The organism is Shewanella sp. Isolate8 (genome assembly GCF_022398495.1).
Taxonomy (GTDB): domain Bacteria; phylum Pseudomonadota; class Gammaproteobacteria; order Enterobacterales; family Shewanellaceae; genus Shewanella; species Shewanella aquimarina.
Genome location: NZ_JAKEVI010000002.1, coordinates 671,630 through 687,930, shown reverse-complemented (window position 1 = coordinate 687,930; position 16,301 = coordinate 671,630). Strand labels below are relative to the sequence as shown.

Sequence of the window (16,301 nt, the reverse complement as noted above, 5' to 3'; positions counted from 1 at the left end):
AATTCTAGACGCTTATGTCGAGGTCAGGGCAGAAAATCTCCTGCCTTACATATGACTTATGTGTGGCTTCATGTGCTGACGCATTTCAGGCCTTGTCGTCGCACTCGAGAGATTTAAGCTGCCGGTAGATGGCCTCATTGGTTGGTGTGGCGATGCCGTGGACGGCGGCGCGGCTCAGCAGGTAGCCGGTGATCGCCTCAATCTCTGTCTGGCGGCCGTGGTGGATATCCTGATGCATGGAGGAGTAGTTGCCGGCAGTCAGCTCGATCACTCGATAGACGCGTTCGGTCAGCTGCTGTCGCTCCAGCGTAATCCCTTCGGCGTTTGCCACGGCGATCACCTCCCCAATCAGCGCCAGTATGGTCGGCCTGAACTGGGCGTCGGCCAGTTTACCGTTAGGACAGTCATTGATGGCGGTCAGCGGGTTGATGGCGATATTGATGGCGAGTTTCTGCCACTGCATGGGCAGGATGGGGTCGCACCACTCGCTGTTGCTGATAGCCGTGAGCAGGGCCTGGCGTAGACTCGCCGCAAGGGGGGCACCCTGGGCATGGCCAAGCTGTGTCAGGCCGGCCCCCGTCTGTTTAATCTGCCAGCTGCCGAGTTTCAGGGCCCCTTGGGAGGTGGTGCCCAGGCTAAGGCCGCGGCCTGCTAGATGAGGTGCCACACTCAGGTGGGGCCCTAGGCCGTTGTGCAGCAACAATATGTGTGCGTCGGCAGAGAGAGTCTTTAACAGGGGCAGTAGCGCCGCCTCGACCTGATAGGCCTTGACGCAGACGATTAGCAACTCACAGCTTGCCAGCCCTGTTGGGTCGATGAACTGCGCTTGACGCTTTAGCGTCTTGCCATCGAGGTCGGTCAGTGCCAGCTCCTGGCTGCTGGCCTTTGTGTCTCTGGCCATTAGCACAGGCGCGAGCCCGTGGATGGATAGCTGGTGGAAGATAAGCTGACCTATGGCACCGGCGCCCAGGATGACTATTTTTCCTGGCTGAGCTTCACTGGGCTGGGTTTCAATGGGTTGAGCCTTGCCGGGTAGCATCTCGTTTTGCTTAGCCTTATCTAAAGTGGTCATGGTTGGGTCTTGGCTCTGGCTTTATTGGGCTCGGCTTTATTGGCCCCGGCTTTATTGAACATGCTGGCCTTGATATAGCGGCGGTAGAGCCAGAGGCCGAAGTAAAACAAGAGCACACCCACCATGTCGGCAACGAAGTCGGCGGTGGAGGCGCTGCGATAGGGCAGGCGAGACTGCACCAGCTCGATAAAGAGGGCATAGCCAGCCAAGATGCCCGCCAGACTGTACCACTTAGGTTCGAAGGCGAGATGGGTCAATAGCGCCAGACCGAAGAAGCTGCCTAGATGACCAAGCTTATCCATGTGTGGGATCACTTGTGGGTAGTTAGGGCGGGAGAATACCAGGTAACTGATCACTATGATGGAAAGAAGAAGCGCTATCTTAAAAAAGGTTTTTCGAGAATTCACGGGTCGCTTAGGTTAAGTGGCTTTGCCCAATCATAGGAAAATGTCATCTTAAAGTCATTAAGAAACGCCTGTTGAAACATTAAGAAATTTTGGCGCTCTCTGGCCCGAGCGGGTAAACTAGCGGGCAGATAAAGTGGTTAGGGCCTATTGAACTTTTAGGTTTCATTTTTGTTCAACCTAAACGTGTTTAGATGAACCCCTTGGGCAGCGTTTGTAGGCAATTTCTACGGCGTTATCGCCAGTTTGTGTAATTTTGGTTTATAAAAAACACTACACGACACAGGCCCTACCTTGTATAAATCACCTGCAGCTGCTGTAAAACCAACAGCAAAGATCAACAGGCCTTAAATAGAGGATGATAAATATGCCTTCGATGGATATCGTATCGGAAGTAAACGAAGTTGAACTTCGCAACGCCGTAGACAATACGCGCCGTGAACTGGATAGCCGTTTCGATTTTCGTGGTGTCGAGTGCGAAGTCACCTATAAAGATCATCAGGTGACCCTGTCATCTGAGTCCGATTTCCAGTGCCAGCAGATGGTGGATATGCTGCGTAACCAACTGAGTAAGCGTAACGTAGACCCGGCTTCCATGGACGTGGCCGAGAAGGCGATTCACAGCGGTAAGACCTTCTCGCTTAAGGTGACCTTTAAAGAGGGGATCGACAGCCTGGTAGCCAAGAAGCTGGTGAAGCTGATCAAAGACAGCAAACTTAAGGTGCAGGCAGCCATTCAGGGCGACTCGATTCGAGTGACCGGCAAGAAGCGTGATGATCTGCAGGCGGTGATGGCCATTGCCCGCGAATCGGATCTGGGCCAGCCGTTCCAGTTCAATAACTTCAGAGACTAATCATAGTCAATGATGTCAAAAGCCCCGCCGATTGAGCGGGGCTTTTTTATAGCCTGTTTTCATTGCCTGTTTTTAGCGGCCTACTCGGTAAATGATGTGCTAGTCGCTTGCCTGTCGCTCCTCGGACGGATTTAAGGGGGCGGCCTGCTCGTCACCGTTGGGATGCGGCGCATATTTCTGCACCAGTAGGATGAGTCCCAGCACAGGGAAGCCGATGACGCTGGCGGCGACGAAGAAGTTCACATAGCCGTAGGCATCGATATATTGGCCCGAGAAGCCCGCTACAAACTTGGGAAACAGCAGCATGATGGAGGAGAGCAGGGCATATTGGGTGGCGCTATAGCCGCTGCTGGTCAGGCTGGAGAGGTAGGCGATAAAGGCGGCGGTGGCGACTCCGGCGCTGAAGTTGTCGATGGAGATCACCACCGTCAATAGTTCTAGGTTGTAGCCGATCATCGCCTGATAGGCGAAGAGTAGGTTGGTGACCGCCACCATGAAGGCGCCGAGGAAGAGGATCTTCATGGTGCCGTAGCGGGCCAGCAGCATGCCGCCGGCACCGGCGCCCACCAGGGTCATGATCAGGCCATAGACCTTACTTAGGGTGGCGATCTCCGTCTTAGAGAAGCCCATGTCGACATAGAAGACATTAGCCATGATCCCCATGACGATATCCGAGATCCGGTAGCAGGAGATCAGTAGTAGGATCAGCAGGGCGCTGCGGCCGTAACGCTTAAAGAAATCGACGAAGGGCAATATGCTGGCGGTATAGAGCCAGGAGGCGGCGGCCGCCACAGGTTTGGGGTAGCGCGCGGATAGGCTCTGCTGCATGGCCGATTCAATCGCGTCAGCCTCCTTGGCCTCGACCTTAGGTTCGCTGCTCATCAGTGTGGTGAAGATGCCGATGAACATGAGCCCGGCCATCACCAGATAGGCGGTCTGCCAGGAAGCCAGATCATAGGCCTCGCTGTTGGGGTCGACCCAGGCGGCTATGGTCAGGGCCCCTGCGGTGGCGACAATCATGGCGCTACGGTAGCCCACTTGATAGGCGGCGGCGAGGGCCGCCTGCATCTTCTGCGGCGCGGACTCGATACGAAAGGCGTCGATAACAATATCTTGGGTGGCCGAGGCAAAGGCGACCATGAGGGCGAACAGCGCCAGGCGCTCCAGGTCGGCCAAGGGGTCACTCTGGCTCATGCCTAAGATGGCGAGCACCAGCAGGGTCTGGGCAAATAGCATCCAGCCGCGGCGCCGTCCCAATATTTGGGTGAAGAAGGGCAGCGACATGCGATCGACCAGAGGCGACCAGGCCCACTTGAAGCCATAGGCCAGGGCTATCCAGCTGAAGTAGCCGATGGCGGTGCGATCTATGCCGGCCTCTCTGAGCCAGAAGGAGAGTGTCGAAAACACCAGCATCAAGGGCAGGCCGGCGGAAAAGCCGAGAAACAGCAGGATCAATACCCGCTTGTGGAAATAGATGGTGAGGGCGTCTCGCAATCGGGAAACTCGGGATGCAATCAAAATAGCAGTCGGCTTTGTCAGGCTAGGTGGGGTTAGCTTAAACGCTGACGCGGCAAATAAAAAGTGAAAATTCGGTCATGAAAAAAGCCCAGTCCCGAGAGACTGAGCTTGGCTTTTTACGACTAGTAAAGCATTGGTTATGACATTGAGCTTGGCCTGGTACCGACACAACAACTTGGGCAGGTGCCGCCGAGACTGAGAAAGTCGCAGCAATCGTCGATCTGCTTTCGCAGGAACTGATTGCCCCGTATGGTCCAGTCGGGCCACCTGTCAAAGGCGTGTATCAAGTGCCAAAACACTCGCTCTATATCGGTTTGCGCGTCACCCTGATGATTGAACTGAGCCCACTCTTCTAGGGTGTCCCATAAGTAAAGCTGGATCTCATTGGAATCGAGTTGATTATTTAAAAACGCTTTTCCATATTGAGCCAGCTGGGGCGCTTTATTATCGATGAACTCATTTGCTGTCATCGTTCGCCTCCTTGCTACTACAGGCCTAAGTATAGCCAGTGGATTTGCCGCCAGTTGTCTGAGATAAAAAACTGTGCGTTCTGTTTTTATGGCACTTAGATGAAAGTGCCATTAATTTTGAATGAATGCAAAGCCTTATGTTTATCTTAGGCCGCTAACCTATACTTACTGTCTAGGTAGCAAGGTTGCCTTCTTGAGGATGATCGGCTGCACCGGGAAGTCGGGCCAGCCAAGCTTGGTGTTGATCTGCGTCTCTACCTCGGCCATGGCCTCGAGTACTTCCATGCCTTCCATCACTTCACCGAAGACGGCGTAACCCCAGCGGCGCTTAGAGGGATCCAGGCGCTTGTTGTCGCCCACGTTAAAGTAGAACTGTGCGGTGGCCGAGTGGGGATCGTCTTCGCGGGCCATGGCGATGGTGCCCAGGCTATTGCTCAGGCCGTTGCCTGACTCGTTGACGATAGGCTTGCCATAGGGCTTCTCTTCCAGCTTAGGATTGAGGCCGCCGCCCTGTACCACGAAACCTGGGATGATGCGATGGAACAGGGTGTTGTCGTAGTGGCCTTTGACCACATAGGTGAGAAAGTTATCGACCGTGATAGGGGCGCGTTTACGATCCAGCTCGACCACTATGTTGCCCATGGTGGTTTCCAGTTTGACCTTGGGATAGATGGTATCGCTTTGAATGTCCAATGCCTGCGCCAGGCCGGAAAATGCGAGTAATAGTAGGGCGCCAAGCCAGATTCTCATATGAACTTCCTTATCTTAGTTATTGTTGGATGAACTGGTTGAGTTCGGGGTCGTTGATGATCTTCGCCGTCAGGTCGCTGAGCAGATCGTTGACCGACAGCTCTAAGGTGGCAAAGTCGGCGCTAAAGGGACCGGAAACCAGGTTACGGGCCGTGTAGCGCTTGGTAAAGGTCTTGCTGGTGTTACTGGCGATGACATTGATGATGATGTCGTTGGTCGCCTGATAACCAAAGGTGGTGTCGCTGACATCGGTCAGCAGTTTTTCCAGTTGCAGCTGCATATGATTGACTGAGCTTGGGTCGATACGATATCCCGCCTTGGTAAATCCCTCTCGAAACACCTGTTCCAGCTGACGACGAGGCGACTCTGACGGGCTGACCAGCCTGGCGGCATCCCCTTCATTATTAAAGCGGGCAACAAAGTTTGCCGAGCGGGTATCTATCATCTCGATGGCGATGGGCTTAGCCGGGATCCCCTGAGATTCCACCACAGGCAGCTGTGGATTGAGCGCCATATGGGTCGGGGTATGGGTGGCGCAGCCAAAGAGCAGGCCGGCACAGGCGATGATGGGAATAATTCGTTTCATAGCGGAAAATCATGCTGTAAAAAGGTGGCATCAGCATACCAGAATCCTCATTGGATGCCAGTGTGAGGCGAGTTTGTTAAGGCTTTGTTGTTCGCCGGGGTTTTAACTTAAACCAGAAAGCGTTAGAGTAAAAATTCCACTAAAAAGGCGCGGCCAAGTTGCCGTCAGCCAGATAACAAAGATAAGAAAGATAACAAGCAATGAAGATGGATATTCAACCCGGCGCGGTGCAGACCCTGGGGGCGCCGGATAGCCTGATCTTAAGTTCGGGCCAGGTACAGTATGGTCACTTCGACGGCCCGGTCAAATCCTTTGGCCTGGAGCACTTTCGCTATACCAATGTAATGGACAAGCCTGCCAGTCATCTCGCCCGGCATTTTCATTTCAAACAGTTCCAGTTTGTCTCTGTGGTAACGCCAAGGTATGTGATTGGGGTCGCCATCGCCGATATCCGCTACGCCGGCACAGGTTTTTGTTACCTCTATGACATAAAAGCCAATCGGCTGGTGGAGACCACCTGGCTCAAGCCCCTCGCCATCGGCTGTCAACTGGCAGATTCGCCTTGGTCCGGTCGGGCGCAGCTTGCCAGCGGTAAGGGCAAGGTGACCATAGAGATAGTCGAGGGAATTTGGCAGCTCAATATCGACACGGCGCAGATAAAGGCCGACTTGCAGCTCACCCCTATGCCGCTGAGCCTGCCGATGGCCATGTGTAACCCGACCGGCTATAGCGGCTGGACCTATACCCAGAAGCACAATGGCCTCAAGGTGGGCGGCAAACTGACGATTCACCACGAGCCCCAGCCGCTCAATCGCACCCTGGCGGGCTATGACTTTTCGGCTGGCTATATGCGCCGGGAGACCAGTTGGCGCTGGGCCAGTATCAATGGCTATCAGGGGGATGCGCTGGTTGGTCTCAATCTGGCGGCCGGGGTGAACGAGACCGGCTGTAACGAGAATGTATTTTGGATCAACGGCGAGCGTCATCTATTGGGGCCTGTGCATTTTGCGTTTAGCCGCGCGCCCGAATCCGCTGATGATGTCAGCTGGCAGATCAGTTCTCAGGACGGCCGGGTCGCGCTGAACTTCCGACCGCTCAATCGTCGCCAGGAGAAGCTCAATCTCTGGTTGCTCAAGAGCAACTTCAGGCAGTATCTGGGCTACTTCGACGGTGAGATCCGCGACGGCCTGGGACGCACTCACCACATCGATAATCTGCTTGGCTTAACCGAAGATCACTTTGCACGCTGGTAAGGACTTTGCCCGCTGGTAGGGCGTGCTTAGGAAATAACTTAGGGAATATAAAGGAATAACTAGATGGATTTTAATTCACTCATCGAGCACCCCGAGGTGCTCTTACTGGTGCTCGCGCCGCTGTTTTTTGTCTGTATCCTGGCCGAATGGTATCTGGGGGATCGTCGCGGTCGCCTGCCGGATAATGCCCGTTATCATCTGCCCGAGGTGGTGTGTAACTTCACCCTGGCGGGCCTGCATCAGGGGGCGGATATTCTCACCGGGCTGCTGATCGCCAAGCTCTATCTGTGGGCATTCGGCTGGCGCCTCTTCGATATTCAGATTGGGCTGGGCAGCTTTATCGCACTGATTATTGCCCAGGACTTCTGTTATTACTGGTTCCACCGCGCTAGCCACAGGGTGCGCTGGATGTGGGCGGCGCACGTGGCGCACCACAGCTCTGAGCGAATGAACTTCAGCACCGCCTTCAGGCAGAGTCTGATGTACCCCCTTGCCGGCATGTGGATCTTCTGGCTGCCGCTGGTCCTAGTCGGCTTCGATCCTAACTGGGTGGTGTTTGCCGTGCTGCTTAACCTGGGACTGCAGTTTTTTGTCCATACCCAGGCGATCAAGACCCTTGGGCCCCTGGAGTGGGTGTTTAACACGCCATCCCATCACAGGGTGCACCATGGGCGCAACCCGCAATATATCGACAAGAACTACGCCGGGGTGTTGATCATCTGGGATCGCCTGTTTGGCACCTATGTTAAGGAAGAAGAGACGGTGGAGTATGGTATCACCAAGCCGGTGAACAGTTTTAATCCGCTGGTGGTGACCTTCAGTGAGTGGCGCGACATGTTTCGTGAGGCCTTTGCGCCCGGACTCAGTATGAAGCAGAGGTTAGCGCTGCTGTTTGCGCCGCCGGCGGCCGCCGAGGCGGGTGAAGAGGTGGACGATGCTGGGCCTGAGCACAAGCTGGTCTCTTAGTATGTTGGTTTAAGAAGAGAGGGATTTAGCGAAAACTATCGCTAGGTCGAGGTCGTCAGTCTAAGCGTCACTCAGCTTTATCCAGCAAATAAAAAACAGGGCTAAGGCCCTGTTTTTTGTATTCGCTTCGATGGCTGGAGGCTCGGGCGGGTTCGCCGCGTTACTTGTCTGCCCCCTGAGGAGACTTGATGGCCCTTAAGATCACAAACTTGCCGTTAGCTGCCGCGGTTGTGCAGTTCTTAAAGATCCGCTTGAGCTTGACGTGGTACCCCAGATGGCGATTGCCGACCACCTGCAACATGCCGCCCGGCCTGAGCCTATGGTAGGCGTCTAAAAACATCTGCCAGGCGATATGGTCTGTGATCGCTTCCCCCTGATGAAAAGGCGGGTTACAGAGTACCAGATCCGGTTTCACCTCATCGCCCAGATGTGTCAGGCAGTCGTCCCAGTGAAAGTGTCCCTGAGGTTGTGGCTGCTCAGGGTCATCGAGCTTATTGGCCTGCCAGTTTTGTTTCGCCGAGGTGATGGCCATCTCAGAGTCATCCACAAAATGTACCTGTGCATTTGGGTAGCACTGCTTGGCCCTCAGCCCCAGGATACCGTTGCCGCAGCCAAGATCCACTATGGTGTCGAACTGTCCCTCTGGCAGGTTATCCAGCATGATGCGCGCCCCGATATCCAGCTTGTTGGCGGCGAAGACATTGCTGAGGTTGCTGATGGTGAGGTTAAACTCCTTCACCGGCCAGCTGACCTCTTTCGGTAGCGCTCTGGGCTTGCCGTCGGCGATACAGGTGATCACCCGGGTCTTCTTCCAGGCCAGACTGGCGGTGGCGGGGCCCAGGTGCTTGGTGATGGTCTCCAGCAGTGTCTTGTTGATTGCCTTGGCCTTGGCACCGATATAGACAGGCGTATCGGGCGCCAGGCTTTGTGACAGGCGTTGTAGCTGGTGGACAAAATAGTTGAGGTTTTTAGGCAGCTTCATCAGCACCAGGGCTATGCATTTAGGCGGCAGTTCACGACTGTTGAGCCAGGCGAGATTGGTATAGCTTAACCCATTGGCACTGAAGTTATGCAGCGTACCTAGCTGGCTGGTCTTGGCATCTGTCTCGACCCAGATGGGCCAGTCGGCCTCACTGGAAGTAAGGGCGGTGCACAGGGCGCCGAAACTGTCGTTGACAACGGCCGTGTTGGCTTTGGGTTGCTCAATCTCCTTTAGGTGTTTTATCAGGTGCTCGTCGGCCGCATCCCAGGCCTGCAGGTTAGAGACCTGATTGGCGGGATAACGGGAGAGACTCAGCTCGATATCGGCAACGGAGAATTGAGTTGTCATGGCTAGGCTGCTACTTTGAAAATTGGGGCCGAGATTATCGCAGATTTGCCCCGACAGGTATATGCCTGGCGAGATGTGATTGAGTGAGATGTGATTGGGCGAGGTATGAACGCGTAAGCAGGAAAAGACAGATGCAACAGCGACAGAAAGGGTTTGAGTTTGGCGATATGGAGAACCAGGCCGCAGATGAAGGCGGCGAGGCGGAGCTAGCCTCTAAGCCGCCTATTACCCTGATACCAGGCTATCTCAATCAGGCGCAGCAGCAGGCGTTGATCCATGAGGCTGAACACTACCCCTTCACTCGCCCCGAGATAAGGATTTTCGGCCGCACTCATCCTATCCCCAGACGCCAGGTATGGTTTGGCGACGACGGCTGCGACTATCTCTATTCTGGCCTCTTCATTCGCGCTGAGCCCTGGCCCAAGTATGCCCTGCGACTGCGGGAAAAACTTCAGCGCGACTTTGGCCTGGTAAGCAACGGCGTCTTGGTCAATCACTATCGTGACGGCAGCGATACCATGGGCTGGCACAGCGACGATGAGGCGGAGATAGTGCCAGGTTCGGATATCGCCTCTGTAACCCTGGGGGTCAGCCGCCCCTTCTTTCTGCGCCACAACGAGAGCAAGACTAAGGTCGAGTTGATGCTCAATAGCGGCGATCTGCTGATCATGCACTGGCCCATGCAGTCGAGCTGGCAACATGCGCTACCCAAACGAGCCAAGGTGACTCGGCCTAGGCTAAACTTGACCTATCGGCATTTAATTCCACACTTTCATCAGGGATAAAGTGATCGCGCCGAGGCGGGAAGTGTAAGCTAGCTCTCACCTTTGAGTTGGTGAAAGTTTTATTCTCATCGTGAGCAGGTGTGTCGCACAATGTCTGTGGGACCCGATAATCACCAGAAGGAGTTGCTTATGAATAAGATGTTCGTGACCACGGTAACGGGTGTCGTTACCCCTGGGGTTGTTAAGGCGATGGCTAATCTGACCCGAGAGGCAGGTGGCGAGTGGTTAAGCAGCAAGGTGATCAAGATGGATGCCTGGTTTGCCGCCATGATGAAGGTGGCGATCGCTCAGGATAAGGTCTCCTCACTGCAGGCCGATTTTGTGCAGCAATTTCCTGAGCTGACCTTTAGCTTTAGCGACATGGCCGAGGTTTTGAGTGAGCACACCCGCAGCCTGAGATTCAATGTGGACTGCTCAGACAGGCCCGGCCTGACCCGGGAGATCGTCGATATCCTCTCTAACCTGGATCTCGAGGTGGAGCAGATGGAGTGCAACCGGGTCCATGTGTCTACCCTGGGGCAGACGGTATTCTCCGCCAAGCTGGCCGTGTCAGTGCCCGATGAGATCAGCGGCGACAGCATCATCGAGCTGTTGGAAAACGTCTCCCAAGATGCCAGAGTCAGCCTGACCTAAGCTAGAGGCAAGGGCTGTGGGTTAAGTGATCGCCTGCGGAGTCTGGGTGATGGAGAGTTGATCTTTGTTGCCACTCACAGTACTCTGCGGCCACTTAAGTTTTCTATTCGATAGAGACGATAGCCATGTCAGTAAAACAGCAGATAATCGATACGCTCACCCAAGTCTTAGCCCCTGTGCATCTTGAGGTGATCAACGAGAGCGACAACCATCATGTGCCGCCAAATTCCGAGACCCACTTTAAGGTGATCGTCGCCAGCGCCGTATTTGAAGGCCAGCGCCTTATTGGACGTCACCGAGCGGTTAACGAGGCGCTTAAGGCGCAGTTTGACGCCGGGCTGCACGCCCTGTCGATGCATACCTTTACCCCCGAAGAGTGGGATCAAGAGGTGCTGGTGCCCAACTCACCTAAATGCAAAGGCTAATGCCTAAATCTGGGCGATAATTGAAGACCACAAGGGCTATCACTCTTGTGGTTTTTGTCTTTATGGCCTTGAGCTAAGTTCACTTTACTTTCCCCGGCACCTACCGCATATTGTGTAGGTCTATCGTGGCGCAAGGGAGCACCTTGCTGCCGCACGCCATACTGGTGCTCGGCATGTCGGCCAATCGATAGTTTGAGCATCACTATTTTGGGAGAATAATAATGCCGTTACTCGACAGCTTCACCGTAGATCATACCCGCATGAACGCACCTGCCGTGCGCGTTGCCAAGACGATGACCACGCCTAAGGGCGATACCATTACCGTCTTCGATCTGCGTTTTTGTGTACCCAATAAGGAGATCCTGAGCGAGCGCGGCATTCATACTCTGGAGCATCTCTTTGCCGGTTTTATGCGTGACCATCTCAACAGCGATCGCGTCGAGATCATCGATATCTCCCCCATGGGATGTCGTACCGGCTTCTACATGAGCCTTATCGGCACGCCAAGAGAGGCAGAGGTGGCCGAGTGTTGGCTGGCCGCCATGGAAGATGTGCTCAAGGTAAAACAGCAGTCGGAGATCCCTGAGCTAAACGAATACCAGTGCGGTACCTATCAGATGCACTCGTTAGAGCAGGCCAAGGAGATAGCCAGAAACATCATCGCCGCCGGGGTGAATGTGAATCTCAACGATGACCTTAAGCTCAGCGATGAGATCCTAAAAGGCTTGTAATTCCGTTTGGGGAATTGGCTTCATCTGGATGGTTAAACGTCATAAAAAGCAGCTTAGGCTGCTTTTTATCTCTCAGTATCTTCTTTTGGGCGGTTAGAGGTCGCTGCGCCAAGCGGCATTATTGCTCAAGTTAACACCGACTTCTGGATGAATTTGGCTTATCGGGTGGTTAAACTTTAGTCGAACAGTCAGGCTTTCTGTTGGTTTTTTATGCGGTAAAAATGGGCTAAAAAAGATGCCCTCGGCGGCGCCATTTTGCTTCGTAAATCCATATAACCCTGCTAGGACAGGGGGCTAAATTAATTTCCGTTTACCTAAATCATAAAAATCTCTCTAACTGTGATCTATTCCTCACTGTAAAAATCCCCGCATCCCTTTTAAAACACCCGTATTTTTCATGGCGATAAGCATTTATTTACGGTAAAATGCGCCCGACCAGCGTGATTGCGATCGCATTTCTGTAATAAATCTGCGCTAGCTCAATGCGATAGCTGATGTTTGAAATCTATCTCATTTAGCAGGAACGCGACGCATTATCTTTCCTTCATAAACGTAGTGCTTGTGGATATGATTACAATAAAGAAAGGATTGGACCTGCCTATAACAGGCGGACCAGAGCAAGTTATCCATAATGGCCCAGCCATTAAACACGTAGCTACTTTGGGTGAAGAGTATATTGGCCTGCGCCCCACGATGAAGATCAAAGTGGGTGATAAAGTGCAGAAGGGTCAGGTGATTTTTGAAGACAAAAAGAATCCTGGCGTTAAATATACTGCTTTAGCCAGTGGCACCATCTCAGAAATTAACCGGGGCGCCCAGCGTGTTCTTCAGTCTGTCGTGATCGACGTAGAGGGAGACGACAGCGTTTCCTTCGCTAAGTACGATGCCGCAGCATTAGACACCCTAGAGCCGCAACTTGTACGCGACAACCTGATCGAGTCAGGTATGTGGCCTGCATTGCGTACGCGTCCTTTCAGCAAAGCACCAGCAGTTGACTCAACGCCTGCCGGTATTTTTGTGACCGCTATCGATACCCAACCGCTTGCTGCCGATCCTGCCGTTATCATTAACGAGCACAAGGAAGACTTTGCCAATGGCTTAAGAGTCCTTGCACGATTGACAGAAGGTAAGGTGTATCTGTGTAAGGCACCAGGAGCCGATATTCCTGCGGCCAACGCACAAGTCGAAGAGTTTGCCGGTCCGCACCCTGCGGGTCTAGCTGGCACTCATATCCATTTTGTTCTGCCTGCATCGGCTAAGCGTACCGTTTGGCATGTTGGCTACCAAGATGTGATCGCAATCGGTCAACTATTTACTACTGGTGAGCTAAACACTCAGCGCGTGGTGGCGGTTGCGGGTCCTAAGGCGCTTAAGCCTAGACTCGTTCGTACTCAGAGCGGTGCTTCTATTACCGAGCTTACTGCCGGTGAGACTGCCGACGGTGATGTACGCGTTATCGCAGGTTCTGTGCTTTCTGGTAAGACAGCGACCGGCCCACACGCCTACTTGGGACGTTTCTTTAACCAGGTTTCTCTGCTTGAAGAAGGCCGCGATCAAGAATTTATTGGCTGGGCAATGCCTGGTGCCAACAAGTTCTCTATCACGCGCGCTTTCCTGGGTCACCTGTCACCGTCTCGTCTGTTTAACATGACGACCAGTACAGGGGGCTCTGATCGTGCCATGGTGCCTATCGGCAGCTATGAGCGCGTTATGCCTCTCGACATTCTTCCTACCATGCTATTGCGTGACCTAGTGTCAGGCGATACCGACGGCGCAGCTGCCTTAGGCGCGTTAGAGTTAGACGAAGAAGATTTGGCACTATGTACTTTCGTATGTCCTGGTAAGTATGACTACGCGTCGTACCTACGCGACTGCCTAGATACGATTGTGAGGGAAGGCTAATGGGCTTGAAACAGTTTTTCAAAAGTATTGAACCCCAGTTTGAAAAGGGCGGGAAATACGAGAAATGGTATGCGCTGTTCGAAGCGGCATACACGGTATTTTATACCCCAGGTCACGTAAACAAGGGTCGTACCCATGTGCGTGATAACTTAGACCTGAAGCGTATGATGATTACGGTTTGGGCCTGTGCATTCCCTGCGATGTTCGTGGGTATGTACAACGTAGGTCTCCAGGCACAAGAAGCCCTGATGGCAGGCTTTGCCACGCCAGATACCTGGCAGGTGGCTCTGTTTGGCCTGTTCGGTACCGAACTGACGGCTGACTCTGGTGTGGCTGCCCTGATGTGGTATGGCGCCTGTTGGTTCCTGCCTATCTACGCGGTGACCTTCGCCGTGGGTGGTATCTGGGAAGTCCTGTTCGCCACAGTGCGTGGCCACGAAGTTAACGAAGGTTTCTTCGTTACCTCTATCCTGTTTGCCCTGACGCTACCGGCAACCATTCCGCTATGGATGGTCGCACTAGGTATCACCTTCGGTGTGGTCGTGGCTAAAGAGATCTTCGGTGGTACCGGACGTAACTTCCTTAACCCAGCATTGGCCGGTCGTGCCTTCCTGTTCTTCGCTTACCCGCTGAACATGTCTGGCGATACCACTTGGGTGGTTGCAGACGGTTTCTCTGGTGCGACGGCGCTGAGCCAAGCGGCACAGGGCACACTGGAATATGGCTTTAACCAAGCTTGGTGGGATGCCTTCCTAGGTTTCATTCCTGGTTCTGTTGGTGAAGTTTCTACTCTGGCGATTCTGCTGGGTGGTCTGGTGATCATCTACACCCGTATCGCATCATGGCGCATTGTTGGTGGTGTGATGGTCGGTATGATTGCCGTATCACTGCTGCTTAACGCAATCGGTAGCGACACTAACCCAATGTTTGCAATGCCTTGGTATTGGCACATGGTACTGGGTGGCTTTGCCTTCGGTATGATGTTTATGGCGACTGACCCAGTTTCTGCGTCTTTCACCAACCAAGCGAAGTGGGCGTACGGTATTTTGATTGGTGCTATGGCCGTATTCATTCGTGTCATTAACCCTGCTTTCCCAGAAGGTATGATGTTGGCCATCCTGTTTGCCAACCTATTTGCGCCGCTATTCGACCATTTCGTGGTTCAAGCGAATATCAAGCGGAGGATTGCTCGTGGCTAGTAATAAAGATTCGTTCGGTAGAACGCTGTTTGTTGTTGTTGGATTATGTTTTATCTGTTCGGTATTCGTTTCTACTGCGGCCGTACTGCTTAAGCCAACTCAGCAAGAAAACAAATTGCTTGATAAGCAAAAGTACATTCTTGAAGCCGCTGGCCTGGTAGACACTAAGTCTGGTGAAGTCAGCAAGGCTGAGATCCTCAAGACTTATGACAAGTATGTAGAAGCTAAGCTGGTTGACCTTAAGTCTGGCGACTGGGTTGAAGGCGATGCCAACACATTCGACACCGAAAAGGCGGCTCGTACTGTAGAGACCTCTTTCAAGCCTGAGAACGATATCGCTTCTGTTAAGCGTGTGGCGAACAAGGGCGTGATTTACCTGGTACGCGATGACGCTGGCGCACTGCAGACAGTGATCATTCCTGTTAAGGGTTATGGCCTGTGGTCAACCATGTATGCCTTCCTGGCGGTTGAGTCTGATCTGAACACGGTTCGCAGCCTGGTTTACTACGACTTTACCGGTTCGGGTGAAACACCTGGTCTGGGTGGTGAAGTACAAAATCCTAAGTGGATCGCCAAGTGGAAGGGTAAGAAGCTTTATGATGACCAAGGCAACCTGGCTATCAAAGTCACTAAGAACCCTGCCGTTGCAGAGACAGTTCACGGTGTCGACGCACTATCGGGTGCAACACTGACCAGTAACGGTGTACAGCACTCACTGGATTTCTGGTTGGGTAAAGAAGGTTTTGCACGTTTTCTTGAAAAGGCGCGCAACGGAGGGCTTAGCTAATGGCTGACGCAAAAGAACTTAAACAGGTTCTGACTGGACCTATCATTAGTAACAACCCGATTGCGTTGCAGATCCTGGGTGTATGTAGTGCCTTGGCGGTAACCAGTAAGATGGAAACTGCCTTGGTAATGACCATAGCTCTGACTGCCGTAACGGCCTTGTCTAACTTGTTCATCTCTATGATACGTAACCACATTCCAAGCAGTGTGCGTATTATCGTTCAGATGACCATTATCGCTTCACTGGTGATCGTGGTTGACCAGGTACTGCAAGCTTACGCCTATGACGTGGCTAAACAACTGTCGGTATTCGTGGGTCTGATCATCACCAACTGTATCGTAATGGGTCGCGCCGAAGCTTACGCTATGAAGACGCCACCTATGATGAGCTTCATGGATGGTATCGGTAACGGTTTGGGTTATGGTGCCATCTTGTTGTCAGTTGGCTTCGTGCGTGAATTGTTTGGTAACGGTTCGCTATTTGGTGTCGAGATCCTAAGCAAGATCTCTGACGGTGGCTGGTATCAGCCAAACGGTCTGCTCCTGCTGCCACCAAGTGCGTTCTTCCTGATTGCATCGTTGATCTGGATTATCCGTACCATCAAGCCAGAGCAAGTTGAAGCAAAAGGATAAGCGTA

At 53.2% G+C, this 16,301-nt stretch carries 18 protein-coding genes; 11 read left to right on the top strand and 7 right to left on the bottom strand.

Features of this window, described 5'->3' with window-relative positions; all coding sequences use genetic code 11:
- Nucleotides 1-85: 85 nt before the first annotated feature.
- Complete coding sequence (locus L1D43_RS12205; protein WP_345773704.1) at nucleotides 86-1,072, bottom strand: 2-dehydropantoate 2-reductase; 987 nt, start codon at nucleotides 1,070-1,072, stop codon at nucleotides 86-88.
- Nucleotides 1,069-1,479 carry a VanZ family protein gene (locus tag L1D43_RS12200; protein ID WP_239851903.1) on the bottom strand — a complete coding sequence of 137 codons (411 nt, stop codon included), beginning with the start codon at nucleotides 1,477-1,479 and terminating at the stop codon, nucleotides 1,069-1,071. Before L1D43_RS12200 ends, L1D43_RS12205 begins: the two co-directional genes overlap by 4 nt.
- 364 nt (nucleotides 1,480-1,843) lie before the next feature.
- Here L1D43_RS12200 and L1D43_RS12195 point away from each other — a divergent pair, with 364 nt between their 5' ends.
- Nucleotides 1,844-2,329: a YajQ family cyclic di-GMP-binding protein gene (locus tag L1D43_RS12195; RefSeq protein ID WP_041509061.1), complete on the top strand. Its 486-nt coding sequence runs from the start codon at nucleotides 1,844-1,846 to the stop codon at nucleotides 2,327-2,329.
- A gap of 99 nt (nucleotides 2,330-2,428) precedes the next feature.
- Here L1D43_RS12195 and L1D43_RS12190 read toward each other — a convergent pair whose 3' ends face one another.
- The 4 genes from L1D43_RS12190 to L1D43_RS12175 form a co-directional block, all read right to left on the bottom strand.
- Nucleotides 2,429-3,847: an MFS transporter gene (locus L1D43_RS12190; RefSeq protein ID WP_239851902.1), complete on the bottom strand. Its 1,419-nt coding sequence runs from the start codon at nucleotides 3,845-3,847 to the stop codon at nucleotides 2,429-2,431.
- Between the two features lie 137 nt (nucleotides 3,848-3,984).
- On the bottom strand, nucleotides 3,985-4,317 hold the full coding sequence (locus L1D43_RS12185) for a hypothetical protein (RefSeq protein ID WP_041509063.1): 333 nt from the start codon (nucleotides 4,315-4,317) through the stop codon (nucleotides 3,985-3,987).
- 165 nt (nucleotides 4,318-4,482) lie between these two features.
- The gene (locus tag L1D43_RS12180) at nucleotides 4,483-5,067 is read right to left on the bottom strand and encodes a peptidylprolyl isomerase (protein ID WP_239851901.1); all 585 of its coding nucleotides are present in this window, start codon (nucleotides 5,065-5,067) and stop codon (nucleotides 4,483-4,485) included.
- Between the two features lie 19 nt (nucleotides 5,068-5,086).
- Nucleotides 5,087-5,653, bottom strand: a complete 567-nt coding sequence (locus L1D43_RS12175) for a YajG family lipoprotein (protein WP_239851900.1) — start codon at nucleotides 5,651-5,653, stop codon at nucleotides 5,087-5,089.
- A gap of 200 nt (nucleotides 5,654-5,853) precedes the next feature.
- Here L1D43_RS12175 and L1D43_RS12170 point away from each other — a divergent pair, with 200 nt between their 5' ends.
- Together L1D43_RS12170 and L1D43_RS12165 are read left to right on the top strand one after the other, a co-directional pair.
- Nucleotides 5,854-6,906 carry a DUF2804 domain-containing protein gene (locus L1D43_RS12170; protein WP_239851898.1) on the top strand — a complete coding sequence of 351 codons (1,053 nt, stop codon included), beginning with the start codon at nucleotides 5,854-5,856 and terminating at the stop codon, nucleotides 6,904-6,906.
- A gap of 63 nt (nucleotides 6,907-6,969) precedes the next feature.
- On the top strand, nucleotides 6,970-7,872 hold the full coding sequence (locus L1D43_RS12165) for a sterol desaturase family protein (RefSeq protein WP_239851897.1): 903 nt from the start codon (nucleotides 6,970-6,972) through the stop codon (nucleotides 7,870-7,872).
- A 160-nt stretch (nucleotides 7,873-8,032) separates the two neighbouring features.
- On the opposite strand, the gene L1D43_RS12160 is transcribed toward L1D43_RS12165, so the two are convergent.
- Nucleotides 8,033-9,202 (bottom strand): methyltransferase, encoded by a 1,170-nt coding sequence (locus L1D43_RS12160; protein ID WP_239851895.1) that lies wholly within the window; start codon nucleotides 9,200-9,202, stop codon nucleotides 8,033-8,035.
- A gap of 167 nt (nucleotides 9,203-9,369) precedes the next feature.
- On the opposite strand from L1D43_RS12160, the gene L1D43_RS12155 reads away from it, so the two are divergent.
- From L1D43_RS12155 to L1D43_RS12120, 8 genes are all read left to right on the top strand, one after another.
- Nucleotides 9,370-9,987, top strand: a complete 618-nt coding sequence (locus tag L1D43_RS12155; RefSeq protein ID WP_239852002.1) for an alpha-ketoglutarate-dependent dioxygenase AlkB — start codon at nucleotides 9,370-9,372, stop codon at nucleotides 9,985-9,987.
- Nucleotides 9,988-10,116: 129 nt separating this feature from the next.
- Complete coding sequence (locus L1D43_RS12150; protein ID WP_239851886.1) at nucleotides 10,117-10,620, top strand: ACT domain-containing protein; 504 nt, start codon at nucleotides 10,117-10,119, stop codon at nucleotides 10,618-10,620.
- Between the two features lie 125 nt (nucleotides 10,621-10,745).
- Nucleotides 10,746-11,045, top strand: coding sequence for a BolA family protein (locus tag L1D43_RS12145; RefSeq protein WP_239851884.1), 300 nt, complete (start codon nucleotides 10,746-10,748; stop codon nucleotides 11,043-11,045).
- A 221-nt stretch (nucleotides 11,046-11,266) separates the two neighbouring features.
- Nucleotides 11,267-11,776: an S-ribosylhomocysteine lyase gene (gene luxS / locus L1D43_RS12140; protein WP_239851883.1), complete on the top strand. Its 510-nt coding sequence runs from the start codon at nucleotides 11,267-11,269 to the stop codon at nucleotides 11,774-11,776.
- Nucleotides 11,777-12,343: 567 nt separating this feature from the next.
- Nucleotides 12,344-13,678 (top strand): Na(+)-translocating NADH-quinone reductase subunit A, encoded by a 1,335-nt coding sequence (locus tag L1D43_RS12135; protein WP_239851994.1) that lies wholly within the window; start codon nucleotides 12,344-12,346, stop codon nucleotides 13,676-13,678.
- Nucleotides 13,678-14,877, top strand: coding sequence for an NADH:ubiquinone reductase (Na(+)-transporting) subunit B (locus L1D43_RS12130; RefSeq protein WP_041509073.1), 1,200 nt, complete (start codon nucleotides 13,678-13,680; stop codon nucleotides 14,875-14,877). The genes L1D43_RS12135 and L1D43_RS12130 overlap by 1 nt, the downstream gene beginning before the upstream one ends.
- Nucleotides 14,870-15,664: a Na(+)-translocating NADH-quinone reductase subunit C gene (locus L1D43_RS12125; protein ID WP_041509161.1), complete on the top strand. Its 795-nt coding sequence runs from the start codon at nucleotides 14,870-14,872 to the stop codon at nucleotides 15,662-15,664. Before L1D43_RS12130 ends, L1D43_RS12125 begins: the two co-directional genes overlap by 8 nt.
- Nucleotides 15,664-16,296: an NADH:ubiquinone reductase (Na(+)-transporting) subunit D gene (locus L1D43_RS12120; RefSeq protein ID WP_041509074.1), complete on the top strand. Its 633-nt coding sequence runs from the start codon at nucleotides 15,664-15,666 to the stop codon at nucleotides 16,294-16,296. The genes L1D43_RS12125 and L1D43_RS12120 overlap by 1 nt, the downstream gene beginning before the upstream one ends.
- Nucleotides 16,297-16,301 lie beyond the last annotated feature (5 nt).